The organism is Shewanella sp. Choline-02u-19 (genome assembly GCF_002836205.1).
GTDB lineage: Bacteria > Pseudomonadota > Gammaproteobacteria > Enterobacterales > Shewanellaceae > Shewanella.
On the sequence record NZ_PJBE01000013.1, the window covers coordinates 209,942 to 236,933 of the forward strand.

Sequence of the window (26,992 nt, forward strand, 5' to 3'; positions counted from 1 at the left end):
ATCAAAAAGCGACTTTTAAAGTCGCTTTTTTTATGGAATAAAATCTGAAAGTATTTCGATAGACACAAAAAAACCACCTTAAGCGGTGGTTTTTATATGTGATAACAGCAAGACTGAGACTAGGCTCCATCTATGGCGCTAACTTTAATGTGCAATTAAAGCGCCAGAGAGCCGCATGCTGCGCTTATTACAGTGTAACATCTGACTATATCAAGTCAGATGTTTAGGCGTAATAAGTGTATTAATCAGCTAACTGAATCGAAGCAGTTTCTTTATCTTCTTGCTTTTGCTCATCAGCAACCAGCATAGTGTTTAACTCAGTCGTTAACTGTGTTTGCATTAATTCCATGCTTTCTGCGAGGTTAGCCGTTAATGTAGCTTCAAGGCCAGTGGTATCGATAGTGATCTCATCTGCGCTAACAGTGGCAGAAGCTGACAGAAGAGCGATAACAAATACAGATTTTAGGTTTAACATGTTCGGTAGCCTCCAGGCTTAAAATTTGGGTTGTTAGACATTCCCCAATTACGTCGTAGAGGTTGTCCAACGAGTGTCATTTCGTTGGCGCAGAATTTAACCAAAATCACTGGTCTTTACAAACGATAAAATGTAACAATGAGCATTAGAAAAACTAATCCAAAAATGAGATATTGATCACTATGGCTAGACGACTACCCCCCCTTAATGCTGTCAAAGCATTTGAGGCAGCAGCAAGGCATTTGAGCTTTACACGCGCGGCGGAGGAACTGTTTGTTACTCAGGCGGCAGTAAGTCATCAAATTAAGGCATTAGAAGAATATTTAGGGCTCAAGTTATTTAGACGTAAAAACCGCTCGCTGCTGTTAACAGAAGAGGGGCAAGGATACTTTCTTGATATCAAAGATATCTTTACACAGCTTGCCGATGCGACTGACCGTTTACTTGCCAGAAGTGCCATCGGTTCCTTGACTGTAGCGACTTCGCCGAGTTTTGCCATTCAATGGCTAGTACCTCGTTTAGCAAAATTCACCGAGAAAAATCCTGATATCGATGTGCGAATTAAAGCGGTTGATAATGAAGACGGTTCTTTAACTGATGACGTTGATGTGGCCATCTATTATGGCTTAGGGAACTGGCCCGGAATGCGTGCTGATAAGCTACGTAATGAGGTGCTTATTCCGGTTTGCTCACCGATGTTATTGAATGGTCCTAAGCCGTTAGAAAAGCCCTGCGATCTGAAAAATCATACCTTGTTACACGACTCTAGCCGCGAATCTTGGCAGGCATGGTTTAGACAATGTGGAATTACTGATATTAATGTGAACCAAGGTCCCATATTTAGTCATTCTTCTTTGGTGTTGCAAGCTGCTGCTCATGGTCAAGGTGTAGCGCTAGGCTTCAGTGTACTGGCAAGGCCAGATATTAAAGCCGGTCGTCTAGTATGTCCGTTCCCTGAGGTTCTAGTCAGTAAAAATGCATATTACCTAGTCAGCCAACAGAATCATGCCGAGATAGGTAAGGTTGCTGCTTTTAGAGAGTGGATGTTAGACATGTTTGAAGAGGAGACCCGCAGTGAGCTCCTTACATGATAATTTAAAGCAAGCTTACTTAGATGGCAGACTGACAACCGCGGTGGCTGAGATAGGTATTGAGGAGCTGGCATTTGATGCTAGCCAATATCTGCTTGAGCCTGATTGTAGCACCGAAAAACTAAGTGATTGCGATACGCTAGTGATTTTGATCCACGGTGCTGGCGCCAATATGCATCATGAGTTTATGACCACCATGGCGAACGGTCTAGCGCTTGGTGATGGCGGTAATTTACGTATTGCCCGCTTCAATTTCCCTTATATGCGCGCCAATGCTATTGACGGTAAACGCCGTCCGCCAGATAGAGCTCCGAAACTGATTGCTGACTATGCGTTACAACTGAGCATTTTAAAGCACCAATTTAAGCCTCGAAAAATCTATTTAGTCGGTAAGTCGATGGGAGGCCGCATGTCGGCCATCCTGGCTGAGAGTCTCGCTGTTGATGGCGTTGTTTGCTTAGGTTACCCATTTATTCCGTTAAAAGGCGGTGAGCCCCGTTTAGAGCCCATCGAGAAGTGCAGTGCGCCTATATTAGTTATTCAAGGTGAGCGAGATAAATTTGGTCATAAGGGCTTGGTTGAGACTTGGCCGGTGATGGACAAAGTACAATTGCATTGGTTAACGGATGGCGATCATAGTTTTAAACCAAGGAAGTCGTCAGGCACCACGCTAACCGCTAACCTAGATCAAGCTATCTCACTTATTCAGGCATTCATTAAACCGTAATGCTTTGAGATGGCAGTAAACTTAATCTTTCTCTCGGCTTGTATGCCGATGATATTTAGGAGGCTAAATGCGTAATGGTTTTTTATTGTTGGCAGCGTTGAGTGGTTTTATGTCGGTAGCGCTGGGGGCTTTTGCTGCTCACGGCCTTAAGAATGTGACGACGGCAGAGATGATTGCGATTTTTAACCTTGGTGTGGAGTATCAGTTCTACCATACGTTTGCGTTAATCGCAGTGGCTTTTGCGGGTCATTGGCTTAAATCTCGTTTGCTTGATTGGGCAGGTTACCTATTTATTGTAGGCACCATGCTGTTTTCCGGTTCACTATACCTCTATGCGTTGTTAGGGGCTAAATGGACCGGTCCCATTACCCCATTAGGCGGAGTGTGCTTGCTACTGGGCTGGTTACTTATTGCTGTGGCCGTGTGGCGTAACAGAGTAAAAGAGCTCGACTAAGCGAGGGGGGCTGGTCTTTCGAACCGAGTTCGATTCGATTGTTTTCATAGAGACAATAATGATTTAGTACAAAAATATGAATGCTTCGCTTAGCGGCTTAATCGAAGCATTCATAACGTATTGTGGTTGCAAAATATGAGCAGCATTTAAACCAAGCCTCCGAACCGCATTACTTGACTATTTTTGCTGTGTTGTAGAATTAGTGGGCAGAATCACTAAGCTGTATAGTATCGCCTTACCCAAATAGCCCGTAAACAGTGGCACAAACAGCACTGAAAAATCGACGGCCGTTAAGCATTAGCACACTGGCAGTACACTAGTGGGCCGTAAAAGTGTAAAATAGCGGGCAGCAACTTTGTTGGCCGCTATTTTTATTTGTTATCTTCAGGAAATTCAATGATAAACCTATTTTTATTTTGCCGTGCTGGTTATGAGAAAGATTGCGCGGCAGAGATCCAAGTGCGTGCTGCAGAGCACGATATTGGTGGATTTGTTAAAACCAACACCAATGATGCCTATGTTATTTTTCAGTGCTTCCAAGCGGGCGATGCTGAAATACTGGCGAAGAAGATCAGTTTGGATTCATTGATTTTTGCAAGACAGATGTTTGCCGCCAAAGCACTGTTGAAGGGATTACCAGAGCAAGACCGTATCTCGCCGATTGTTGAGGCCTTAGCTGGCATCCAGTACGCGGGTGAACTACGCGTTGAAACGCCTGATACTAACGAAGCAAAAGAGCTGTCTAATTTCTGCCGTAAGTTTACGGTGCCATTAAGACAGGCGCTGAGAAAGTCGGGTACCTTACTGGACAAAGAAAATCCTAAACGGCCTATAATCCATGTCTGTTTTGTCGGACCAGGACAAGCCTATGTTGGTTTGTCGTTAAGTAATAATAGTTCTCCTTATTTTATGGGGATCCCGCGTCTTAAGGTAGCAGCCGATGCGCCAAGCCGTTCTACCTTAAAGCTAGATGAAGCCTTTATTCACTTTATTCCTAAAGAAGAGCATGAGACTCGTCTTAGTAGTGGTATGAGAGCGGTTGATTTAGGTGCTTGCCCTGGTGGCTGGACTTATCAACTTGTCAGGCGTGGTATGTTCGTTGCTGCTGTTGATAACGGCGCAATGGATGAAAAATTAATGGAAACAGGCCAGGTAAAGCATTATCAAGCCGATGGTTTCCGTTTTGAACCTCCGAGAAAGAACATCTCTTGGTTGGTTTGCGATATGATTGAAAAGCCAGCACGTGTTGCAGAGCTCGTTGAAGCTTGGGCGATTAACGGTTGGTTTAAGGAAGCAATATTTAACTTAAAGTTGCCAATGAAGACGCGTTATAAAGAAGTGTCGACGATATTGGCAACGATGGCAGATATTTTGAAAGAGAATGGTATTAAAGATTTTAGTATTGCAGCTAAGCATCTTTATCATGACCGTGACGAAGTCACCGTGCATTTGTGCCTAAAGCCGGCCCAACCTTCGTAACTAATTTTGTTTAGTTTGCTTAATAAAAAAGGCCCCAAGTGTTTAACACTTGGGGCCTTTTTAGTGCGCGGTGCGCATGAAAAGTCTATTTATGAAAGACGTTCGATAACCGCTTGTGTGAAGTCAGTTGTACCGTGAGTACCACCGAGATCGCGAGTCGTACGGTCGCCTTCTGCAATTACAGCAGTGATTGCGCTACGGATAAGCTCTGCTTTATCTGACATGCCTAAGTACTCAAGCATTTGGATAGACGCTAGGACCACCGATGTTGGGTTTGCTAGGTTCTTACCAGCAATATCCGGCGCACTGCCATGTACAGCTTCAAAGATAGCGGCATCTTTACCAATGTTTGCGCCAGGAGCCATACCTAGACCACCCACAAGACCTGCACAAAGATCTGACAAGATATCACCAAACAAGTTAGTGGTAACAATAACGTCAAAGATCTCTGGGTTCATCACGAGTTTCATGCAAGTTGCATCGACAATCATCTCTTCAGTGGTGATGTCTGGGTAACGCAAGCTAACTTCACGTGCCACTTTCAAGAATAGACCTGAAGTCGATTTCATAATATTAGCTTTATGAACGATAGTGACCTTTTTACGGTTCTCTTTACGTGCGAGTTCATAAGCGAAAGTGCTAATTTGCTCAGCACCTTTACGGGTAATAATACTTGTGGCTTCAGCTGTTGCACCATCATCAGAAACAGTTTGGCCTAAACCTGAATACATACCTTCGGTATTTTCACGAACAGTAATGATATCGATGTTGTCATAACGTGCTTGAGTACCTTTAAAAGACAGTACAGGGCGAACGTTGGCATATAAGCTAAATTGCTTACGTAGGCTGACGTTAATAGAGGTAAAGCCTTCACCCACTGGCGTTGTTAGAGGGCCTTTTAACGTAATACGGTTTTTCTCAATCAAATCTAACGTGCGTTGAGGTAATAGCTCACCGTGCTTTTCGAGAGCAACTAAACCTGCATCAGCAAATTCATACTCAAAGTTACAACCCGCTTTATCGAGAATTTTAATCGCTGCATCGATAATGCTTGGGCCAATCCCATCACCTGGGATTACGGTTATAGTTCTTTTTGTCATGGATAGTCCTACCGCGCTGCGGCGTTACTGCAATTGTCTGACCATGTCGTAAGACACAGTAAGTGAATTAAAGCGTGTTGTTTGTAAATGCTGCACTTGAAGAAATGCTGGCTTTATCAGCGATTGAGGCCCATTTGGACTCAATAACCTCTATATAGCTCCAGCATTTATTCAAGGGCAACAGCTTCCTAAAAAGGAAGAACAACATGCCTTAGTATTATTTTCTTTATGTGCGACGTATTTTAAACACTTTTAAACACTTTTCACAGGATTTAGTGAGCAATCTCACGTTTTTTTCTGTAGGGTAACTTGCATAAATCACTGCTTATGAGGATGATTGATCGTTAAAGGTTAAAAAAGTCTACTTTAGTCTAAGGGCTGTTTACCTTTCATGGTTGTCTTTATCGCTGTTTATTGGCTATTTTGGCAAGGCGAAGGCTAGGTCGTTTCGTCGTTTTCCACAATGGCCCACAACACCACGAAAATTAACAAGAAGTGCGGCCCTACGGGCTCGTTTCAACGCCGTTATTCTTTTATGACAGAAATGGGTAGTGAATGATGTACTAAAACCATTATTTTTTATCATAAAGAGACGAACAAAAACTAAACTCGAAAGAGTAATCGCTCCCAATATCAATATAATAATGAGGAAGACCTTGACGTTATTACCGAGTAAATCATTGCTGTTATTTACAGCGAGTTTATTGCCTGCAAGTTTGCTTGCTGCTGCCTCTCCTATTACTCCCGATGATATAATGCGATTTGAATCGCTTAGTAAACCGGTTATCTCTGATACGGGGAAAACACTGGCAGTAGAAGTCTCTCCGGATAGAGGCGATAGCCGTGGCCTCGTTAAAAACCTCAGCACTAAAAAAGAGTTTAGTGTAAAAGGCGGCACTAAGCCAAAGGTGAGTCATGACGGTCGTTACGTCGCCTTTGTTGATAAAGTGCCTTTACTCGCGTCTGAAATGGCGTCAGCGAAAGAGAAGAAGAAATTAAAGTCAGGAATGGTGTTAGTTGATACTAGCACTGGCGTTGAGCTTCGTTATGAACGTGTTAAATCGTTTAAATTCAACGAAACGGGCTCACATATTGCCATTTGGTATGAAGCGGAAGATAAGAAAAAAGACGCTAAAGCAAAAGATAAGCCTAAAACGAGTAAAAAAGACAGCAAAGTCGATGACTATGATAAAGGCACCACTGTTGAGCTTGTGTCGCTTAGTAATTTGAAATCCATAACGTTTAAAGATGTAACCGCGTTCAATTTTGATAAGTCAGGTAAACACTTTGCATTAGCCATTAATAATTTCGCTGTTGATAAGCACGAACTGAGACTGGTGTCATTGGCTGACAATACCGCCAAAATAGTACACCGTTTGAAACAGCAACAGCTGGGCTCAGTGGCATTGAGTGATGATGGACAGTATTTAGGTTTCACAGCGGGTGATGCTCGACAAGCGCCTTTTGGACGAGAATATCGATTATCTCTATTCAATATCGCGTCTGGAAAAGTCACGCCAACACCAACGTCGAAAGAATGGACTTTGAATCGATACGCAACACTGCGTTTCTCGGATGATAGTCAGCGCTTGTTTTTTGGCCGCGTGCCACAAGTTAGTCAACAAATTGAATTGGCAAAAGTTGAAAAAGAAGCTGACCTGTATAATCAAGATATCATTACTGGCGAGAGAGAATTACGTGTTTGGCACGGTGATGACCCACGTATAAAACCTCATGAAGTAAAACAGTATAAGAAAGAGCTGAAACGCACGTATCTTGCCGTGTTACACGTGGCTGGGAACAATTTGGTTCAGCTTGCCGATCTTCAAGTACCCGACATGGAAGTTGAACAACAGACTCGTTTTGTACTCGCAAGCTCAGACCTGCCATATCGAAAGATGATCACCTGGGCGGGATTTTATCGAGACTTTTATCTGGTAGATTTAAATACGGGGCATAAAATCCCGGTGTTAACCCAGCAAAGCAGCGATGCGGAACCTGAATTATCACCAAACGAAAAGTTTGTTGCTTACTACCAGCAAGGAAATGTTTTCCTGTATGAAGTCGCCAATGACAGACGCATCAATATCACTAAAAACTTAGACGTTTCTTTTGCTGATGAAGATCACGATTATCCATCTAATGCACCCGGTTATGGTTTTGGTCCTTGGATTGCAGATGATTCAGGCCTGTTAATCTATGATAAATATGATATCTGGCAGTTGAACACGCTCTCTTATGAGGCCTTTAATTTAACGGCGGGCAAAGGGCGTAAAGCGGGGATCCAATATCGTCTAGAGGGCTTAGTTGATGATAAAGGTTACCCAAGCGTTCTAGCTAATAATGCACAAGTGCTGCTGCAAGGTTACAGTGAAATCAGTAAAGGTGATGGCTTTTATCAAGCTCAGGTTGGCACTGCGGGTGTGACGAAGCTGATCGCTGGCGATTATAAGTTGAAGGTGCTTGCACGCAGTGAAGATGCCAAGACGATTGTATTCTCTAAAGAGAGATATGATCTGTTCCCTGATCTTTATACTGCACAGTACGAATCGCCACAAAAGGCGACTCGTCAAACTGATCTTGATAAACAGAAGCGTGCATTTAACTGGGGTAAATCGGAGTTGGTTCATTGGACCAATGGCGATGGAAAACCGTTAGATGGTGTGCTGATTAAGCCAACCAACTATGTCGAAGGGCAACGTTATCCTGTGCTCGTTTATTTCTATCGCTTTATGAGTGATAGATTGCATGCGTTCCCACAAATGAAAATTAACCATCGCCCTAACTTTGCTTGGTTTGCTGATAATGGTTATGCCATTTTCCTACCTGATATCCGTTTTGAAGTGGGTTATCCAGGTGATTCTTCAGTGCAAGCATTAACCTCAGGCGTACAGCATCTGATTGATATGGGCGTTGCGGATCCGCAAGCTGTCGGGATCCAAGGTCACTCATGGGGGGGGTATCAAACCGCATTTGCAGTGACTAAAACCAATATCTTTAAAGCGGCGGTAGCCGGTGCTCCAGTGACGAATATGACAAGTGCTTATAGTGGTATTCGTCATGGTAGTGGTTTAGCGAGACAGTTCCAGTATGAAACTGGCCAAAGCCGAATTGGTGAGAGTTTATTTAAGTCGCCACAGAAGTATATTGAAAATTCACCGGTATTTTACGTTGAGCGCATTAAAACGCCGATGATGATTATGTTTGGTGATAAAGATGATGCGGTACCTTGGGAGCAAGGGATTGAAATGTATCTGGCGATGCGCCGTGCCGGAAAAGATGTGGTGTTGCTTCAATACCAAGATGAACCACATCATCTTAAAAAATACCCAAATAAGCTCGATTATAGTATTCGCATGATGGAATATTTTGATCACTACCTAAAGGGTAAGCCCGCGCCAAAATGGTTAACCGAAGGTGAAGCTTATACTGAGTATAAAAAAGCTGGCTAGTGATTAACCCTGAATAATAATGCCGAGATAGTTAACTATCTCGGCATTTTTTATGCCTTATCGAGTCTACATCAACCATAGGCGATAAATCGAATGCACGATAAGAAATGGTGTAGTTGGAGTTATTGATTTTCTTGCAAAGCCTGATATGTTTATAAGGCAAGTCAGAATAAAGAGCTTCAGGACGTCGCTCTAAACTACAGGGAAGTAATAATGAAAAATGTCATATTCTTGAGTCATGTTATCAGCGCCTCATGTCTGTTAGTCCTGTCTATGTCTGTTAATGCCAAAGCACCATTGGAAGGGGAGCCAGAGTGGGAAAATAAAGTAACTCAGGAACAGATAAAGGCGCAGCAGGAAAAAGAAAAGCTTGAGTTGTTGCTGAAGCAGCAAGAAGAGAGCCAAAAAGACAAAGAACCTAACACAAAAGAGTAACTGTAATGTGTGTTTAATACCGGTTATCCCATGAAAAAAGCAGCTAATGAGCTGCTTTTTACTTTGATTAATTTGAGTTTGATGACTGTTAATTCGGTGGCTAGCGATGAATGACTCTAGCCATGCTGGTTCTCAAAATAACTTTCGATAATGAGCACAGCAGACATCGCATCGACTTGTCCTTTAGTTAACGCTTTATAGCCACCCATCTCGAACAGCCTTGCTTTGGCATCGGCTGTTGTTAATCGCTCATCTTGAGTCACTACTTTTATACCGAAACGACCATTGAGTCGATTGCCAAATTTCTTGGCTCTAAGTGTGATTTCTTGCTCTGTACCGTCCATATTGAGTGGCAAGCCTACGACGATAAGGTCTGGTTGCCATTCGGTGATAATCTTGCCAATTTCTTCCCACTTAGGAATACCGTCAACGGCTTTTATTGACATTAACGGACGTGCGCTTGCTGTGATCTCTTGCCCAATAGCAATGCCGATACTTTTTGTACCGTAATCAAACCCTAATACACTCTGATAACTCATATTACATTCCATTACTGTGGTTACAGCTTAAGCGTGTCCTGCTAAATTAGACAGTTGCCAGATATCAAAACCTAAAGATTCTGCTGCTTGCTGCCAGCGGAGTTCATGTTCAACATCAAACAAAAGAGCGGGTGTTGCAGGAACCGATAACCACACGTTGTCGGCGAGCTCTTGCTCTAATTGACCTCGTGTCCAGCCGGCATAACCCAGTGCGATAACAAACTTTTCAGGTGCTTTATCGGAACCTAAACAGCTGAGAACATCTTGTGAGGTCGTTAACATCAACGAATCCGTAATTTGCTCACTGTTGCTCCAACAATCTTGATGGGTATGCAAAACAAAGCCGCGTTCAGGGTTAACGGGCCCACCGACGAGAACCTCTTTCCCTAGCGATGTCACAGGCTGTGGCTCTTCGGTTAATTCCATCTGCAGCAGAAGTTCATCGACGACAATGCCGCTCGGTCGATTAATCATAATGCCCATGGCACCTTTTTCATCATGCTCGCAGATGTAGATCAGTGAGCGCTCGAAAAAAGTGTCAGTTAAAGAAGGCATCGCGATAAGTAAATTGTTTTGTAAGCTATCCATAAAACATCCTTTGTACAGAAGCGACTAGCCGCCAGCTAGCTTGACTGTGTAACCTAGCTTTTCGATAAGTGTTTTAAGTTGTTCTCTATTATCAGTTTGAACTTCAACACAAAAGTCTTTAACCGTGCCGCCACAACCGCATTGCTTCTTTAATTTTTGTGCGAGTGCTTTAAGATCTTTCTCTGACAGGCCTAGCCCTTTAATCACTGAAACGCCTTTGCCTTTTCGGCCCTTACTGTCTTTATGGATCCTGACAATACCGTCACCCTGAGGTGCGCTTTGAGGGGCTTTATCTGCAGTGATTCTACCGCAATCGGTGCTATAAACTAATGAGACATTAGGATCGGATTTCATAAGTATGATTAGTGATTTACTGATTGAGCTAGTTTAACAAAGATGACGTTGAAGCGGGAGTGATAAAAAGAGGATATCTATCTCAGCGGATAACGAGTACAAAAAACGCGTTATCGACTAAGAGAGTTTACTTACTGACAGCTACAAATATAACGCCAGTTCTATCAGTAATGCGCCAAAGGTTAAACTGGCAATGACGGCCAGATATTTATGCAGTTGTGGTAGCGCTACGGCGCATGAGGTCAGTACAAAGCCGATGGCTGTTCCTGCAAAAGGTGTCACAGGAGCACTCATTATGGCCACTACCATCCAGGTTAATATGGTGACGGGCAAAACGAGCAGTGAATGCTGACTGAACTTATCCAAGAATGAGGTGGTGCTTTCAGTCCGCTCAACCACTTTTTCTGGGGTTAACAGAAACATAATACTCGCAACCGTGAGTGCAACAATAAACCAAAGCATAATAAAACCCAAGAAAGTAATTGATAATCATTATCATTAAGTTGAAGGCTTAAGTCAAGCTGAACAAGCGGAGTATTTTCTAAAATTGAGTTGTAGATTAATAGATTGCTATGTAAGCTTCTTTAAACAATGTTGAACGCCTTTAAGCGTGGATGGAGAAAACATGAACAAGTTATTGGTAATTATCGTTGCATTAGCACTGAGTGCTTGTAGCTCCCTTAAAACGAGCTCTGACTATGATCCAGCCGTAAATTTTACTGATGTTAAAACTTATGCTTGGGTTGAGAAAAAGACCGCTGATGCGACATATCACCTCGATGGGTTAATGGATCAGCGTGTGCGCGCTGCGGTTAATGATCAGCTGCAGCTAAAAGGGCTGAGCATGGTTAGTGCTGATAAAGCGGATGTGTTGGTGAACTACCTCACTAAAGTCGACAAGAAGATTAATGTCGACACCTTCAATACTAATTATGGCTACAACCCTTATTATGGCGCTGGTTGGGGTCGGGGTGGAATGGGCGGAGTTGGGCATACTCAAACTACGGTCCGTGAATATGAAGTCGGAACCCTGATTCTAGACTTCGTTGATACAAAATCAGGCAAGTTGGTGTGGCGTGGTTCAGTGGCTGACACTATGCGCGATAAAGATACGCCAGAAGAGAGAGTGGAAGTCGTTAATATCGCCATTGGTGCGTTATTGCAAAACTATCCACCTCAACCTGAGAAATAAAAGACTCAATAACAAACGGCCGCAAGGCCGTTTTTTTTGGTCTTTTTTGGGATAGCAGTGGATAGGTTAATCGTCAAAGTTGCATTTAGTGGTCAGTGTTACTGGTTTGTTGCGGGTTGCTATTGTTATCAAGTTGAAACGTGTTAGGTTTGGTATTAAGCGCCTTTTTTAGAGGAGCCATTTGTTAAAGCACTTTATCTCGCCTGAGAGTCGATGTATCTATAGTCTAGAATTTGAATGTTTGTTGGGAGGAAACCTGTTTTATGGAACCACAACTAGTTGAAATAAAGGACTTTGTGTCTTTCACATTAGCGATTATTGCTTTATTTATTGGTAAGGCAATTATCTCTCGTTATGAATTATTACGTAAGTACAGTATTCCTGAGCCTGTCGTTGGCGGCTTTGCTTGTGCTGCTACGGTGGGGATACTGTATTACGCATTTGATATTCAGATTGAATTTAACCTAGCCGTTAGAGATACCTTATTGCTCTACTTCTTTGCCGGAATTGGTCTGAAAGCCGATTTTGCGACGCTGTTAAAGGGCGGAAAACCCTTACTCATCTTAATCGTCTTAGCTAGCGTGTTTATATTTCTGCAGAACTTTACCGGTGTTGGTGTTGCGACCTTGTTTGGTTTAGATCCTAAAGCGGGCTTGATGTCAGGTTCTATCGCATTGATAGGGGGTGTCGGTACCGCTATGGCTTGGACGCCGACGTTTGTTGAAGAATTAGGGATTGTTAACGCCAGTGAACTCGGTATTGCATCAAATACATTAGGGCTTATTTCAGCGTGTGTTATTGGTGGTCCGATTGCTGCTTACTTAATGAAGCGCCATCAAGTTAAAGCTAATAATAACGATGAACTCGATATTGGTGCCAGCCATCAAAATAATACTGCACATATGAAGGTCGATTATTTTGGTGTGTTACGTGCTTGGTTATGGCTAAACGTGACGCTTATTATCGGTTACTTTATTGATCTTGCGATGCAAGAAGCGGGTCTGAAACTGCCGATGTTCGTCGCTTGTCTTCTTGCAGGTATTATCATCGGTAATTTAGGTCGAGTGATATTGAATCGACGTAAGAACAAAGACATAACTTATATTGAAGATGCTTCGCGAGGGTTATCGTTAATTCAAGATATTTGTCTTGGTATGTTTTTAACCATGGCGCTGATGAGTCTGAAGATCTGGGAACTTGAGGGAAGTTTATTATACATTTCGGTGATTATGACGCTGCAAGTGTTCCTCTCGGTGGTGTTTACTATCTTTGTAGTGTTTCGTTTTATGGGCAAAGACTACGAGGCCGCAGTGATCTGCTCTGGTTTTGGCGGGGTGACTTTGGGTTCAACCGCGACCGCAATTGTGAATATGACGGCGGTAACGCAACAGTACGGCGCGGCGCACAGGGCATTTATTATTGTACCGTTGGTGTGTGGTTTCTTTATCGACATTATTAACGCAATGATTATTAATCTATTTGTCTATTTCTAAGCTGATGCTATGTGATTAGGGAGCTTTTGCTCCCTTTTTTATTTTCAGACCTACAGCTTCTTATTCACTGGCTGGTTATCAAAGAACCAGCCCTGTCATACCTTTTCATCTTGTTCAGCTAGAAAGACTATTCTCAACTTCTAAATGAACCTTTTATCAATATCTATCGTCTTTAATACAAATGGGCTAATGGAGAGATGATCACACGATGCAGCAAGCGCAAATTGAGTTGTGGGTACTTGAAACTCAAGCGGGTAGTCAGCAGTCATTCTCTGCCTTATGTCATCACTTCTATCCGAGCGCGATAGGCTTTGCAGTCAAAGTGGCAGGGGATGTTAATTTGGCTGAAGATGCGGTGCAGGAGGCTCTGTTAAAGCTGTCGAGAACTATCCATAAACTTCAGGACCCAGCCACGATTAATGCTTGGGTGTTCAAGTTAGTACGTTGGCAAGTTCTGGATTTAATTAAACAGCAAAAGCATTATCAAAACATTGAAAATATTGAGGTCGTAGCGCCGATTTCGAATGATAGCGATGAGGTTAACGCTAATAATAGTACCGATGGCTTTAAAGCATTATTAGCACAGATCCCACAGGTAGAAGGTCAGGTGCTATACCTGTTTTATTTACAGGAATTTAGCATCACTGATATTGCAAGAATACTAGAGGTCCCAATAGGCACCGTTAAGTCTCGTTTATTTCGGGCTAGAAAAATGCTCAAACAACAGATAGAGCAGGAGAACTAATATGAATATCGACAAAAAAATTCGTCAAGAATTGGCAAGAGAACAACAGCAAGTTAATGCAACACGCAGCCAGGACCCAACACTGTTTGGGATGCTAGGAGATGCTTACAAGGGACGGCTCGGCGGCTGGATGATATTAATGAGTTTTATCGCCGTGTTACTCAGTGGGTTAATGTTGTGGTCGGGCTATCAATTCTTTTTCGTTGTAGAGAGCGAAGCTGCGTTAATTAAGTGGGGCGTGACACTGTTATTGAGCAGTATGATGCAGATAGCGATAAAGATGTGGACCTTCAATGAAATGAACCGTAACGCCATTCAGCGGGAAATAAAGCGCCTTGAAGTGGCGATTGAAAAATGGGATCAAGGCTAAATTGACTTAAGTTAAGCGCTTACTGTTAAGGTGACGGTTCTTCATTGCTATTTAGAACCGTTATTCAAAGCCTAAAGCAATTCTTCTACAATGAGTTTTAACAGGTATGTCTCACGTTCTATCGACATGCCTTTTTTAGGACTGTTGGCAATGGTATGTTCATTGTGAGCTATGGCTTGGTGAATATTAATCCATAGAGGGCGCATGCCATTTTGGATCTCATGCTGCTCAAGTCGAGTTTCACCCAGTTCTGGATGAATGGTGCAAACATAGCAATATGACTCCATATGCACTAAATCAAAGTCATCTTTGTACCAAGGTCGAAACTCTTCATAGCAGCCAAATTCACTTAAAATATCGATATGTTGTGCACCGGTCTCCTCTTCAAGCTCTCTCACTAGCCCTTGGCGCAGATCTTCACCCTCATCGACACCACCCCCAGGGATGCTGTAATCATGATAGCGCTCGGTGTATAGCATGAGAATATTTTCGCCATCAAGAATAATGCCGCGTGCAGCCTGGCGATGGAATCGCTTGCCCTCAAGTGAGGCGAGTTCGGGGTGAATGGTGGATTTTAATAGGCGCATAGTTCACTTAGGGTTAGGTTGCTAATACCGATAATATTAATTATCAGGTCATGCTTAATGGTTAAGATGTACAGCTACTGTGTTGTGAGTCTTACCATTACAAAAGAGTGCAGATGATAGCCTAATGCACTATCAATTATGACCTTAATGATGGTCGTTATATTGCTCATTTCAGCTTTGAGGTTGTAATGCTTGATAAGCGTTGATGATCTGCGTTATCTCATTTTTTTGGACTTCATCTAGGCTTGGTTTTTTTAATAAGCCCACTTGAGTACGTTGATAATGGGCTAAAGTTTTTTGTAAATAACGTTGATCAATTAGGCGAGTTAAATCCCACATTTTATTGCCAACCAGCGAAACCGCTTGTTGAGATTGCGTCGATACATGCAAAATTTCGTAGAAGCGTTGGTTCTCTTCAATAAGATGTTCGTCGATTAACCCAAGGTTAAGTTTGGCTAATGCCTTGCGAACCTCAAAGATGTGATGCACAGGGCAAAGGATAAACTCAAGCGAATGCTGCGGATACTTTGCCAAAATGGCCTGTACTAGCTCAATTAAAAGCTGGCCACCTACGCCGGCAATAATGATCAGTTGGGATTGCTTTTTATCAGCTATTGGCAACAAAGCGACATCGATGCAGTGAACTTGCCAGCGCTTTTCTTTGCCGTCAGTTACTGGATAGAAGCGCTCTAACTTTGCTGAAACCTCCTGCATTAAATCAGGCACCACATCGACAAAATGGACGGTGTCAGCACAGTTGTTATCCAATAATTTAGCGCCTAACAAGCCATGATCGCAGCAACAATCCCAGATGTGGTCATAGTGCTTGTGCACCATGGTGGCTATCTTTCTAAGTCGCTGGCTTATTTTCATTTGCATGTGTGATGTTAGGTTTGAGAATGGGAAAGCATTCTAATCTATCTTGTACTGATTTAAACCCTATCAGCTCCATAAAATCTGTAAATATAGATATTCACAGCATGGTTTCGTTGTGAACTCTTATCACCTGTCGTTCAGCCATCGTTGAATTAGTTGAATTAACTGGATATAACTTTTTAGGGTTGAGCGCCATCGTTAACATGGCACTTGCCACACTGTTGGCAGAGATGGGTTGATAACGTTTTAAAGGCCCGATAAACAGCGGAGAAACGAGGTTGAAAACAGATTGCCCCAATGATTCAAGCGGTCGGTGTTGAGAGCGCTCCCCTAAAAGTAGGCTCGGTTGAAATAAAATAAGCTTGGCGATAGCGCCTTTGGCTTGCTCGTTAGTGGCTAGCGTAGACGCTAAGGCTAATTCGGTTTCACCTTTAATTCTGTTATAAAAGGTACTTGATTGGGCGTCAGCACCCAGTGCCGTCACTACGAGGTTAGTGCTGCCATGGCATAATTGCACAAAGTCGATAACAGCCGTTTTATCTACGGCGATAAATGCTTGCTGGCTTCCTGCTTGTTTGATCGTGGTGCCTAAACAGCAAAAAGCATGGTCTATTTTTTCGCCGACAGTGACAGTGGGTAATTGTGATAATTGGCAGGAGATGAATATGACTTCAGTTGCTAATGATGCTGCAAACGTAGCTTCACGGCGACCAAAGACTAAAATTTTGTTGTAGGCCGCTGAATCGATCAGCTTTTGCAGAAGTAGCCGACCAATTAAACCTGTTGCGCCAATGATTGCAGCATTCATTAAATAACGTCTCTATCGTAAATGGTTAGCTTGCAGTCTAAGGGCAAACGAGCTGGATTTGAATCCCTTAATCTTGTCTGCATGATTACGCTTATGCATCAGTCACTACAACCATACAAAACTCATTAAATTAATAACGAGTTTTGTATTGGAATAGACCTGATGAGATCACTGCACTTTGAGTGTTGTAGAATTTAGGCTAGCCTTCAAACAACCAACCTTGCCAGCTTTGCATACGCAAAATGACTTTCGGATAATTGAAAATGCTTTCCAGTTAGGCGAGTAGACAGCCACATGTGCATCGGTACCAGCAGATAAAGGCATATCAGCAATTAACTCTGGCTGATTTAGCTCGACTTTAACTAGCTATGCCCTGCTTGAGCATTTTGTTCCGGCTTTATTAGATGCCCGATGGCATGACTGCACCTTGGGCAAAGATATCATTGACTTGCACTACGGTAGCGCTAAATGCGTGTCCAGGAGTAGTTGCCTGACTTATTGTCAATGGCTTATTCCCTTTTAAGTGAGTGCAACAACGAAGTGGGCTTGCACAACGCCTTCTCCGATGGGTATGCTTTTTATATTAAGAGTGGGGTTTACTCTACATTAATGATTTTACCAATGGAGCGACCATTCCTTGTAATCAATGCTTTGATTAAACCCCCACTGAATTCTGCATCTTCAGGTAGAACGGGTATAGATAGCGATCGTGAGGTTTGATAATACAGCACCTAAATGTGGATTAAGCTTGAGTTAATCCACATTTAGGTTTTGATCGTGACAGTGTTAAATCACCTTGCAGGTGTTTTAATTTAGCATTTGCTCTAGTGCCGTCAATCTCGCTATTTCAATGAGCGTTCGACTGGCTTTTTCCATTGATTCGAGACAGACATATTCATGCTTGCCGTGGAAGTTGTGCCCGCCGGTAAAAATATTGGGGCAGGGTAATCCCATATATGAAAGGCGAGCACCATCGGTACCGCCGCGAATGGGCTTAATGATGGGCTCAATATCAAGGTTGTTCATTGCTTGTTTAGCAATATCGATAATATGTGGATGAGGTAAGATCTGCTGCTTCATGTTGAGATAAGAGTCTTGTAACTCAATAGATAGCTGGCCAATGGAGAGGTTTTGGTTATATTTCTCAACTAAGTCGACCAACCAGCGTTTTCTCTGCTCAAAAAGGGCTAAATCAAAGTCTCGGATGATATACGTAAGTGTTGCTTTTTCGGTGACACCTTCCATGCCGATAAGGTGGAAAAAACCATCGTAATCGCAACTATATTCAGGCGTGTCTTTTAATGGCATTTTAGCATGGAAGCGAGCGGCCATCGTTTGGGCATTGATCATTACACCAAATGCGGTGCCTGGGTGACAATTGTTACCTGTAGCGGTAATGACTGCGGTTGCGGCATTAAAGTTTTCATATTCTAGTTCGCCAACTTGACCGCCATCTACGGTATAGGCCCATTCAGCGCCAAAACCTTCGACGTCAAAATGGTCTGCACCACGCCCAATCTCTTCATCTGGGGTAAAACAAAGTCTTATTCTGCCGTGAGGGATGTCAGGGTGAGTGATGAGGTGATGTAGCGCAGTGATAATTTCGGCAATTCCGGCTTTATCATCAGCGCCGAGCAATGTTGTGCCATCGGTCGTAATGAGTGTCTGGCCAACATATTGATTAAGACTATCAAACTGGCTTGGAGAAAGAACTTCCTCTAAGCCTAGATCAATGTCTTTACCATTATAGTTTTCGATGATTTGTGGAGAAACTGCATCACCAGAGTAATCTGGTGCGGTATCTAAATGAGCGATAAACCCAATACAGGGGACGTTATCAATCGTTGCCGGTACCGTGGCCGTTAAGTATCCCTTATCTGAAAGTTGCACTTCATCAAAGCCTAAACTGACTAACTCCTGACGTAGAAATTGGGCAAATACAAATTGGTTATGAGTACTTGGAACACTATAGTGTTGGCCGTCAGATTGAGTGTTAAAACTGACATATTTGAGGAAACGCTCACGTAGATGTTGTTTCATATTCAAGTTTTTTAATATCGAAAAGTGGCCAGAGTCTACCAAGGCGCAAAACGAATTCATTAGATATTGATCAAGTTTTTTTGAATTCAAAACTAATTATACAAATTGACGATGTTAAAAATGTGACTGGGATGGTGTTAATGCGTGTTTAATTTGCCGCTAGTTTGTTGTTTTTGTTAGTGAGTATAGCGTTGAAGCGTCGCCATTATCCCATATTAAACCTAGTCATTATTTTTAGATGATTTTATCGAATTAGTTACCTATAACTGTCCATTGCGATTATATTGCCTTATTGCTGTTTCAAAACTTAATAGAAGAGCTGTATGGATATTAGCTGGTGGCAATTGGCAAGTTTTATGATTATTTTGGTCGTCCCTGTTGGTATCGAACGTTATTTCAAGCTGGGGCTAAGCAAAGAAATGCTAAGTGCAGTGGCGCGTATGCTGGTGCAACTCGTCCTAGTGGGGGTTTATCTGCAATACCTGTTTGAACTTAATAGTTTGTCGGTCAATCTATTATGGTTATTATTGATGCTACTCATTGGTGCCAGTGCCATCGTGAGCAAGGCAAAGTTGTCGCGTAAGTTACTCTATCTCCCTGTTCTAGCCGGTTTATCATTAGGCTTATTTCCAGTGCTTTGGTTGATGATTGTTTATTTGCTAGCACCTGAACCTCTTTATAGCGCGCAATACCTGATCCCGGCAGCGGGTATGCTGTTAGGTAACTGCTTGAGCGGCAATATCGTTGCTTTGCAGCGTTTGTTTGGTGCTTTTGAAGATAGAAAAACTGAATATGAGGGAGCATTAGCATTAGGGGCTACGGCCTACCAAGCCGCGCTACCTTTTATCCAATCAGCAATGCAACAATCTTTTGCGCCGATACTTGCGTCAATGGCAACTACAGGCTTAGTGACACTACCAGGGATGATGACTGGGCAGATTTTAGGTGGCGTAGATCCTCTTATTGCCATTAAGTACCAAATCGTTATTTTAGTGGCTATCTTTGTCACCTTGACGGTATCGGTATCGAGCTCACTATTATTGAGTATTAAAACCGCCATCACCATTAATGGGCGAGTAAGGCAGTCTTGAATGCTAATACTTAAGATCTTTAACAACGATTGGCAATAGGAAAACATGGGCAACGACATTTTTTCGTAAATAAATGCTGGCGATATGGGTAATATCTAAAAATTCTACTAGGCTTGTTACTAGCTAATACAGCGTTAATTCATAATCTTAAGAATAGTAGGTTAGGCTATTCATAAACCGTTATTGACTTAGTGATATTGGCTATCTTTGATTACAGACTGAATGGAAATGGAATGTCTATGTTTAAGTCGCTTATATTTAAATCACTCATGTCATGCCTATTAATGTCACTTTTGTTAGCGAGTCATAATGCAAAAGCCGAAACTTGGGCATTTGAAGTTACCCCCTATTTATGGCTTGTTAATCAGCAAGGTCAAACCGGTTATGTCGATGAAAATGGCATCCCTATCATCGTTGATATGGATATGTCATTTAGTGAGATATTTGAAAATCTAGACGGTGCAGTGTTATTGAATTTTCAAGCGAACAAAGGTAATTGGCAGTTTGGGATTGACTTGGTTTACATGAAACTTAAATATGATACCAAGACTGATTTTGCTTCAGCTGAACTGACAGCGAAGCAAAAAATGCTCGATATAGTGGTTGCTTACCGTTTTTCAAAGCAAGCTAATATCGAGTGGTATGCTTTTGCTGGTGCTCGGGTTATCGATATCAGTAATAAGTTGGAAGTCAGTTTTTTTGAACAGCGTCGTGAGCCAAGTTTTGGTGATGATTGGTATGATCCGCTTATTGGTATTAAAAATAAGTGGAGCTTTAGTGACGGATTCTATCTTATAAGCCGTGCAGATGTAGCAGGTTTTGGCGTTGGTTCTGATTTCTCTTGGTCATTAAACTTAACCATGAATCAAGATTTATCAGAAAATTGGGCGCTGAAATATAGCTTTAGGTATATAGACGTTGATTATGATGATAACGATTTTATATTTGATATGGCATCTAGTGGTTTTGGCTTGGGGATCACTTACCAGTTTTAGAGCTTTAAGAGATAGAAACCTAAACCAAATGTTGGTTTAACTAGGCTGCTTAATAATCCAAATTGAACCGTGGATCAGAGCAGCCTAACTATTTATTCATTCAGCCGATGTTGACCCTTTATAGAATGATTTCCATATCAAGTTCGATATCAGTACAACCCTTCTTGCAACGGATCCCTGAAACGGTTTTGTCTTGGCCTTTAACCGGTAACTTCATCTCTAGTACTTGCTTGCAAGTCTGACAAAGTACGGTATTTCCCTTGAACACTCGCTTAATAAGATTCTTTTGCTCATTAAAAGATTTAGCTGTGGTGTCATTTATTACTGAGAAATCCATCTTTGCCATCGGGCGTCACCTTAAGTATTTTGTTGGTATTGTTGATTGATAGTGCTTATTAGTAATGAGTATATCTAGGCAACAAGTAATGTGGAAGCGAAAGATACTATCTCTGTGCGCGCTCGGTGCCTATATTTATGAGCGATTAATCTTTTACACGATTAAACAGAAATTTAGCTGTTAATTTTACGTTTTAGGTCGTGGAGTTTAGTCTTTGTACAAAATAGCGGCTGCCATCGCCCCTGAAATTGGGCCGCTTGATTATGCTTTTTATTGCAGTCAACATACTAAAGCCTTATTTGAATGTTCTAGGGCGCTGGATGCTCATGCTGGCAAGAATGAATGCCTTACAAGCATGATAATATCCGCTAAGCGTGCAGGCAGCTTTGCTGCTATCTTAGAGATGTTACTTGTCTTGTCTGGAATAAAAAGGCTTTCTAATCCATCTAGCTTCGTTCATCTAGTTTTGGGATGATGAATGTCTGCAAGATGTAACTGTCAGCGTGATTTATATTACGTATTTCATTTTCATCAAATCTGTTTTTTGATCTTAATCACGATAGAATAGAACACCTTAAGCTAGGTATAGAATGACAGAGGCTAACGTGTGAGTGATGGTAATAATGAATCAGGGTTGGCAGCTGCGCCAGCTGAAGTTAAATTGGCGGTGGACCTTATTTTCCTTTTAGAATCAAATAATATTGCACCTGAAGTTGCACTTGCAGCGCTAAAAATAGTGAGTGCAGATCTAGAAAGTAAGCTAACGGCTTAATCTTGCTGCTACGCATGTCTCTGTTTAGTGAGGGGCGTTCTCTATTTTTCATTCAGTGCTCATGAGAGTGTTATGACTATTTCTGTATTAGATGTTATTGCAATTATGACCTTTATTTTTAGTTGGGTCGGCTATGCCCACTTTGCTAAAAGTAAGGCTAAAACCACTAATTGTATTGCCCGTTGTTTGCATCAACATCGTATTCATTGGATGTATGAGTTGATCAGTCGAGAGATCCGAGTCGGTGAGGCTGCACTGCTAGCCAACCTAGAGCGTAATATCTCTTTTTTTGCTTCTACGACGATGTTAGTGCTTGCGGGTGTATTAACCCTCTTTGCTCAGGTTGAGCGGTTGGAAGTGATTATTGCAACGATCCCTTATGCAGCAGATCCTAATCATGCACTGGTGCAAGTCAAGTTGGGGGTGTTAACCTTTATCTTTATCATGGCCTTTTTCCAATTTACTTGGTCGATGCGCCAATATGGATTTCTCAATGTGATGATTGGCGCCGCGCCTTATGATAAAGAGGGGCGTAATGAAAACCTACGTCGCTATGCAAAACAGATGGCAGTGGTGCAAGACCAAGCCGCTCACTCATATAATTACGGCTTACGCTGTTACTATTTTTCAATGGCAGCGCTGTGCTGGTTTTTTCACCCGTTACTGTTTATTGCCGCTAGCATATTTGTGGTGGTGACTTTGTACCGACGTGAATTCAAATCAAAAGCCGTATTGGCGATTACCGAAGGCCAAGAGTTGCTCAAAGCGGAGCGTCAGATTAAGTATCAATCGTAAAAGGGGATGCCTGTAACTGTGCTTCGAACAACTGCTTTACGTTGACCTTAGCGCCTATTTTTGATGCTAGTAAATACAAGCCTGCTAGCTTTCTGTGAATAAATATCGCATCTGCTGGTGGGCTATGCCATTCGTTACGATCCATGCTCATTGCCATGCCTGCCTGCTTTATTCTTTTCGCTAATGTATTGTCACTAAAATCATAATCCCCTTCAAAGCGTAATGGCTCACAAGCTAGATAGAAGATATCTAACACCAGAGACTTTTGCTCTTTAGTTATCGCGTCTTGGAAAAAACCGATATTTTGAGCCGCATTTTCCATCGTTTTTCTGTCGTTAATAATACTGGCAGCCATAAGCTGCTTATATTGATCAGATAGCGCGCTTGGAATTGCACGGGTAGCACCAAAATCAAGCAGTACTAATTTGTCAGACTCAGCTTGGTATTGGTAGTTGGCAAAATTGGGATCTGTTTGCATGAGCTTGAAAGCAAATAGCTCTTTAAAGAATAGTTTCAGTAGTCTTGTGGCGATATTGTTTCTGGTCACTTGCTCTAGCGTATTGATGGACTCAATACTTTGTCCATCGATAAACTCCATCACTAAAATATTTTGATTACAAAGTACTGGATAGGTAGTAGGAACAATAAATTCATCCGCATTTATCTCATTGTTGGCAATATGAGATTGAAAACGCTGCAACATGGAGAGTTCATTTTGATAGTCGGCTTCGACATGAAGTTGTTTTTTTGCTTCAGCTAACAGTTGGTCAAACTGAACGTTACTCGGGATAAGCTTAGACAATTTAAGTATCGCAGCAACATTGTCGATATCACTGTCAATACTATTACGGATCCCTGGATATTGCAGTTTGACTGCCAGTTTTTCGCCTGATGCTAACGTGGCTAAATGCACTTGACCAATTGATGCCGCTGCAAAAGGGTTAAGTTCAAAATGGGCGAAAGGGTCTAGCCAATCGTTCCCCCAGTTTGTTTTTAATAAAGTGACCAATTGTTTGTGCGGCATCGCCTTAGCGTCAGAGCGCAGTCGTGACAGAATATCACTCAACTCTTTTGGTAATAGCTCACCAGAGTCCATCGACAGCATTTGACCTACCTTCATCGCAGCGCCACGAAGTTCGGCAAGTTTGTCTGCCATATGAGTAATGTTACTGGGGGTCATCACTAATTCATTTAACGACGGCTTCTGACCTTGGCTAAGCCTTTTAGCCCCCTCTACTAATACGTTACCAGCAAGGCGAGATGCTAGCCCTCCTAAGGAGGATAATCGGGATAAGCGACTGGTAGGGACTTTAGCTGTTTGTTTATGCTTCATTGTACTTAACCTTAGTCTCTGACAGTAAGCAGATAGTAGTGATAGCGTTAGTGAGGTCGTTAATATTATTTGATGCTAAAGCAATACGTTAGAAAGTAAATATGGATCAGCTCGAGAGGGGGTAATTTATAATCCTGTTAATCGTCGCTTTCTCATTTTTCTCGGATGTATTACCATTGCCGCCATTTTGGACATTCGGTAGGGCAGTAGATTTTGCAGACATTGGCACAGTTAACATCAGGCGAGTTAAAAGGCATTAAACGATTAACCCTTTCAGAGAATTTGACCGTATTTCCTGAGGCTATTTTTTCGCTCGCAGATACCTTAGAGGTGTTAGATCTCTCTGATAATCAGTTAACTGAACTTCCCAATGATTTTGCTCGATTACAGCAATTGAAACGGTTGTTCCTCACCAATAATAAGTTTGAACAGATCCCTACAGTGATAGCGGCTTGTCCTCGTTTAGAGATGATAAGCTTTAAATCTAATAAACTAAGAGCCGTAGCGCAAGGTGCATTGCCTTTGCAAACTCGCTGGTTGATATTGACTGACAATCAAATAACATCGTTACCTGACGATATGGGGTCGTTACATCAATTACAAAAATTAGCACTTGCGGGCAATAAGTTAAGTGCTTTACCGGCCAGTATGGCTAATTGCAGCCATTTAGCGTTAGCGCGAATATCTGCGAATCATTTCACGCAGTTTCCTGATTGGTTGTTTCAATTACCAAAGCTTGCTTGGTTAGCGTTATCAGGAAATCCGCTGACCAAAGAGGGTGAGGGTGCACCTATAAGCGCTAAGCTGCAATCGCAGCCGATGCAAACCGTCGCATTAACCGATATCCAATTGGGTCAAGTGATTGGTCAAGGAGCCTCAGGTGTCATTTATAGTGCCAAATGGTTAAAGCAACCAGAGTCACTCTATGGTTGCGATCTCAATATTGCAGTGAAGCTCTTTAAAGGTGAGGTAACAAGCGATGGTTACCCAAGTGATGAGCTTGCGTGTTGTTTACAATCTGGGACCCATCACAATCTTATTAAGGTTGTCGCTCAAATCAATCAAGCTGACCAACTTGGACTGGTGATGGAACTCATTCCGAGCTCATTTGCTAACTTAGGTTTACCGCCATCGCTAGATACGTGCACCAGAGACACTTTTGTTAACGGCGAAGAGCTTGGATTGCAGCAGGTGTTATTAGTGCTGACTCAAATGGCTGACACCATGACCCATCTACATCAAAATGGCGTAAGTCATGGTGATGTGTATGCGCATAATACGATGATTAATCTTGAAGGCTCAATGCTATTTGGTGATTTCGGTGCATCGTCAAATTTGAATTTGTTGCCAGAATTACAAAAAGAAGCGATGGAGAGTATCGAAATTAGAGCGTTGGGATGTTTAATCGATGATCTCGTTGAAAACAGACTACAACCAAGAGCGGAACAACTTGATTTAGTTGCCGGATTGAAGCAAATGAGTGAAGATTGTCTACAGATGGATTTGGCATTACGCCCACGTTTTAGTGATATGCTAGCATCGCTTAACGCCCTCCAAAATAAGCTCACTGCAGCAATGGTTAGCTAAAGTCAAAATCTCTACTCCATAGACGGGTGATGGTCTATGGAGTTGTTTCGGTCTTAATTCCTATCTCTTTTCTGCTGATGATGATTCGCCTTTGAGTTGTTATTACCCTGTTTGTGGTGGCCGCTTCGCTGGTTTGTTGCTGGCTGACGGCTCTTAGCTTGTTGATGACTTTTAACAGGCTGACGGCTCTTAACTTGTTGATGACTTTTAACAGGCTGATGGCTCTTAGTTTGTTGATGGCTCTTAACCTGTTGATGGCTTTTAACCGGTCTGCCATTTGCATAGTGAGTATTACGCTGAGTGGGTTGCTGTTTTAATTTGTTAGCAAACTGCATCTCACGGCTTTTGTTCACATGATGCGTTTTTTGACCTCTAATTACCTTACTGTGTGCACGGCTCGGACTATGCCTGTTGTACTTGTGTTTCAATGCATTATTACTATAGGCGACGCCGCGTCGATGTTGCGGCTTATGTGCCCAACGCTTTGCACCGTGACTGGTTACAATACGACCATGATGGCGGTAGTGGCGTGAGTTCTTATGATGCACCACTACGACCTGGTGTCTGCTCCATTGAAACGCACTGAAATAGTAGTTGAAACTAATATGCACGCCACTATGCCAGTAGAAATGGCCATAGCTAGGCCTTATATAACCAGGATACATTGCCCAATAAACGGGTGGATAGTTATACCAAGACCAAGCGCCATAGACGACTCTTGGATCATAATAGGGGACGTAAACAACTTCCTTTCTAACCGGCTCAATAACGATTTGGTTATTGACGCGAGTCACCTGCATATTTTGCATATCATCAAGGTTATTGGCATTATCCGCTTGCAGGCGTAAGGCTTGAATACTGGCCAGCACTTGGGCTTCATTCTGTAAAAACGCTTCGCCTAGTGATTGAGTCCACTGCAGATCATCACTCAACTTTTGTAACACGGTAGGGAAAGCGACTAAGGCTGTCACACTCGGATCCCATTGCATTGCTTCTGCGTTGTTTACTTGATTTTCAGTACTGAGTTGTTGATTTTTCTGCTGCCATCGCTGCGCTTCTACCACTTCTAAAGGGTAGGTTGCCGCAATCAAAATATGGGTCAGTAAACTGTCTGGATAGAGTGCAATGGGGGCTAGCATTTGTGCCAACTCGCCCTCGCTCAGTTGAGTCTGTATCGTACTATCATAATCTTGTGCGCAGACGCTCGTCGGCGTTATCCATTGCAACAGGATAACCAGAGACAAGCCACAGCATTGTTTGAAAATGTTCATATGCTT

The 26,992-nt window shown here is 42.4% G+C and carries 28 protein-coding genes; 15 read left to right on the forward strand and 13 right to left on the reverse strand.

Going from position 1 to position 26,992, the window contains the following annotated elements; all coding sequences use genetic code 11:
• Positions 1–241: 241 nt before the first annotated feature.
• On the reverse strand, positions 242–475 hold the full coding sequence (locus CXF83_RS07735; RefSeq protein ID WP_101092659.1) for a hypothetical protein: 234 nt from the start codon (positions 473–475) through the stop codon (positions 242–244).
• A gap of 182 nt (positions 476–657) precedes the next feature.
• Here CXF83_RS07735 and CXF83_RS07740 point away from each other — a divergent pair, with 182 nt between their 5' ends.
• The 4 genes from CXF83_RS07740 (at position 658) to rlmM (ending at position 4,226) form a co-directional block, all read left to right on the forward strand.
• Positions 658–1,566: a transcriptional regulator GcvA gene (locus CXF83_RS07740; RefSeq protein ID WP_101092660.1), complete on the forward strand. Its 909-nt coding sequence runs from the start codon at positions 658–660 to the stop codon at positions 1,564–1,566.
• 91 nt (positions 1,567–1,657) lie between these two features.
• Positions 1,658–2,293: an alpha/beta family hydrolase gene (locus tag CXF83_RS07745; protein WP_232775181.1), complete on the forward strand. Its 636-nt coding sequence runs from the start codon at positions 1,658–1,660 to the stop codon at positions 2,291–2,293.
• A gap of 67 nt (positions 2,294–2,360) precedes the next feature.
• Complete coding sequence (locus CXF83_RS07750; RefSeq protein ID WP_101092661.1) at positions 2,361–2,747, forward strand: DUF423 domain-containing protein; 387 nt, start codon at positions 2,361–2,363, stop codon at positions 2,745–2,747.
• Positions 2,748–3,143: 396 nt separating this feature from the next.
• Positions 3,144–4,226, forward strand: a complete 1,083-nt coding sequence (rlmM, locus tag CXF83_RS07755; protein WP_101092662.1) for a 23S rRNA (cytidine(2498)-2'-O)-methyltransferase RlmM — start codon at positions 3,144–3,146, stop codon at positions 4,224–4,226.
• A gap of 89 nt (positions 4,227–4,315) precedes the next feature.
• Here rlmM and CXF83_RS07760 read toward each other — a convergent pair whose 3' ends face one another.
• On the reverse strand, positions 4,316–5,326 hold the full coding sequence (locus CXF83_RS07760) for an isocitrate dehydrogenase (RefSeq protein ID WP_101092663.1): 1,011 nt from the start codon (positions 5,324–5,326) through the stop codon (positions 4,316–4,318).
• Between the two features lie 656 nt (positions 5,327–5,982).
• Between CXF83_RS07760 and CXF83_RS07765 the strand changes: the two genes are divergently transcribed.
• Positions 5,983–8,778 (forward strand): S9 family peptidase, encoded by a 2,796-nt coding sequence (locus CXF83_RS07765; RefSeq protein ID WP_198553527.1) that lies wholly within the window; start codon positions 5,983–5,985, stop codon positions 8,776–8,778.
• A 213-nt stretch (positions 8,779–8,991) separates the two neighbouring features.
• Entirely contained in the window at positions 8,992–9,213 is a 222-nt protein-coding gene (locus CXF83_RS07770; protein ID WP_101092665.1) for a hypothetical protein, read from the forward strand.
• Between the two features lie 116 nt (positions 9,214–9,329).
• On the opposite strand, the gene ruvX is transcribed toward CXF83_RS07770, so the two are convergent.
• The 4 genes from ruvX to CXF83_RS07790 form a co-directional block, all read right to left on the reverse strand.
• On the reverse strand, positions 9,330–9,752 hold the full coding sequence (gene ruvX, locus CXF83_RS07775) for a Holliday junction resolvase RuvX (protein ID WP_101092666.1): 423 nt from the start codon (positions 9,750–9,752) through the stop codon (positions 9,330–9,332).
• Positions 9,753–9,779: 27 nt separating this feature from the next.
• Positions 9,780–10,340 carry a YqgE/AlgH family protein gene (locus CXF83_RS07780; RefSeq protein ID WP_101092667.1) on the reverse strand — a complete coding sequence of 187 codons (561 nt, stop codon included), beginning with the start codon at positions 10,338–10,340 and terminating at the stop codon, positions 9,780–9,782.
• Positions 10,341–10,364: 24 nt separating this feature from the next.
• Positions 10,365–10,694: a stress response translation initiation inhibitor YciH gene (yciH, locus tag CXF83_RS07785; RefSeq protein WP_101092668.1), complete on the reverse strand. Its 330-nt coding sequence runs from the start codon at positions 10,692–10,694 to the stop codon at positions 10,365–10,367.
• Between the two features lie 141 nt (positions 10,695–10,835).
• Positions 10,836–11,156, reverse strand: coding sequence for a hypothetical protein (locus tag CXF83_RS07790; RefSeq protein ID WP_101092669.1), 321 nt, complete (start codon positions 11,154–11,156; stop codon positions 10,836–10,838).
• Positions 11,157–11,319: 163 nt separating this feature from the next.
• Here CXF83_RS07790 and CXF83_RS07795 point away from each other — a divergent pair, with 163 nt between their 5' ends.
• From CXF83_RS07795 to CXF83_RS07810, 4 genes are all read left to right on the forward strand, one after another.
• Positions 11,320–11,886 (forward strand): DUF4136 domain-containing protein, encoded by a 567-nt coding sequence (locus CXF83_RS07795; protein WP_101092670.1) that lies wholly within the window; start codon positions 11,320–11,322, stop codon positions 11,884–11,886.
• 263 nt (positions 11,887–12,149) lie between these two features.
• Positions 12,150–13,379 carry a sodium/glutamate symporter gene (gene gltS, locus CXF83_RS07800; protein WP_101092671.1) on the forward strand — a complete coding sequence of 410 codons (1,230 nt, stop codon included), beginning with the start codon at positions 12,150–12,152 and terminating at the stop codon, positions 13,377–13,379.
• Between the two features lie 208 nt (positions 13,380–13,587).
• On the forward strand, positions 13,588–14,124 hold the full coding sequence (locus CXF83_RS07805; RefSeq protein WP_101092672.1) for an RNA polymerase sigma factor: 537 nt from the start codon (positions 13,588–13,590) through the stop codon (positions 14,122–14,124).
• A 1-nt stretch (position 14,125) separates the two neighbouring features.
• A complete protein-coding gene (locus CXF83_RS07810; RefSeq protein WP_101092673.1) occupies positions 14,126–14,494 on the forward strand; it encodes a DUF6768 family protein in 369 nt (122 codons plus the stop codon).
• A gap of 71 nt (positions 14,495–14,565) precedes the next feature.
• On the opposite strand, the gene CXF83_RS07815 is transcribed toward CXF83_RS07810, so the two are convergent.
• From CXF83_RS07815 to pepT, 4 genes are all read right to left on the reverse strand, one after another.
• Positions 14,566–15,081, reverse strand: coding sequence for an NUDIX hydrolase (locus CXF83_RS07815; RefSeq protein WP_101092674.1), 516 nt, complete (start codon positions 15,079–15,081; stop codon positions 14,566–14,568).
• Positions 15,082–15,252: 171 nt separating this feature from the next.
• Complete coding sequence (locus tag CXF83_RS07820; RefSeq protein ID WP_101092863.1) at positions 15,253–15,954, reverse strand: tRNA (adenine(22)-N(1))-methyltransferase; 702 nt, start codon at positions 15,952–15,954, stop codon at positions 15,253–15,255.
• Between the two features lie 100 nt (positions 15,955–16,054).
• Positions 16,055–16,765: a nucleoside-diphosphate sugar epimerase gene (locus CXF83_RS07825; protein WP_101092675.1), complete on the reverse strand. Its 711-nt coding sequence runs from the start codon at positions 16,763–16,765 to the stop codon at positions 16,055–16,057.
• A gap of 807 nt (positions 16,766–17,572) precedes the next feature.
• On the reverse strand, positions 17,573–18,805 hold the full coding sequence (gene pepT, locus CXF83_RS07830; RefSeq protein ID WP_101092865.1) for a peptidase T: 1,233 nt from the start codon (positions 18,803–18,805) through the stop codon (positions 17,573–17,575).
• Positions 18,806–19,128: 323 nt separating this feature from the next.
• On the opposite strand from pepT, the gene CXF83_RS07835 reads away from it, so the two are divergent.
• Positions 19,129–19,896 (forward strand): ABC transporter permease, encoded by a 768-nt coding sequence (locus tag CXF83_RS07835; RefSeq protein WP_101092676.1) that lies wholly within the window; start codon positions 19,129–19,131, stop codon positions 19,894–19,896.
• 239 nt (positions 19,897–20,135) lie between these two features.
• A complete protein-coding gene (locus tag CXF83_RS07840; protein WP_101092677.1) occupies positions 20,136–20,891 on the forward strand; it encodes an outer membrane beta-barrel protein in 756 nt (251 codons plus the stop codon).
• A gap of 118 nt (positions 20,892–21,009) precedes the next feature.
• On the opposite strand, the gene CXF83_RS07845 is transcribed toward CXF83_RS07840, so the two are convergent.
• Positions 21,010–21,237, reverse strand: a complete 228-nt coding sequence (locus tag CXF83_RS07845; RefSeq protein ID WP_101092678.1) for a hypothetical protein — start codon at positions 21,235–21,237, stop codon at positions 21,010–21,012.
• A 598-nt stretch (positions 21,238–21,835) separates the two neighbouring features.
• Here CXF83_RS07845 and rsmS point away from each other — a divergent pair.
• Positions 21,836–22,000 (forward strand): pleiotropic regulatory protein RsmS, encoded by a 165-nt coding sequence (rsmS, locus tag CXF83_RS07855; protein ID WP_101092680.1) that lies wholly within the window; start codon positions 21,836–21,838, stop codon positions 21,998–22,000.
• A 72-nt stretch (positions 22,001–22,072) separates the two neighbouring features.
• Positions 22,073–22,795 carry a DUF599 domain-containing protein gene (locus CXF83_RS07860; RefSeq protein WP_101092681.1) on the forward strand — a complete coding sequence of 241 codons (723 nt, stop codon included), beginning with the start codon at positions 22,073–22,075 and terminating at the stop codon, positions 22,793–22,795.
• Here the strand turns inward: CXF83_RS07860 and CXF83_RS07865 are convergent.
• Entirely contained in the window at positions 22,779–24,128 is a 1,350-nt protein-coding gene (locus CXF83_RS07865) for an ABC1 kinase family protein (RefSeq protein WP_101092682.1), read from the reverse strand. The two genes, CXF83_RS07860 and CXF83_RS07865, sit on opposite strands and share 17 nt — an antisense overlap.
• A gap of 213 nt (positions 24,129–24,341) precedes the next feature.
• Here CXF83_RS07865 and CXF83_RS07870 point away from each other — a divergent pair, with 213 nt between their 5' ends.
• On the forward strand, positions 24,342–25,715 hold the full coding sequence (locus CXF83_RS07870) for a leucine-rich repeat-containing protein kinase family protein (protein WP_101092683.1): 1,374 nt from the start codon (positions 24,342–24,344) through the stop codon (positions 25,713–25,715).
• Positions 25,716–25,768: 53 nt separating this feature from the next.
• Here the strand turns inward: CXF83_RS07870 and CXF83_RS07875 are convergent, their stop codons facing one another.
• On the reverse strand, positions 25,769–26,986 hold the full coding sequence (locus tag CXF83_RS07875) for a DUF3300 domain-containing protein (RefSeq protein ID WP_101092684.1): 1,218 nt from the start codon (positions 26,984–26,986) through the stop codon (positions 25,769–25,771).
• Positions 26,987–26,992: the final 6 nt, after the last annotated feature.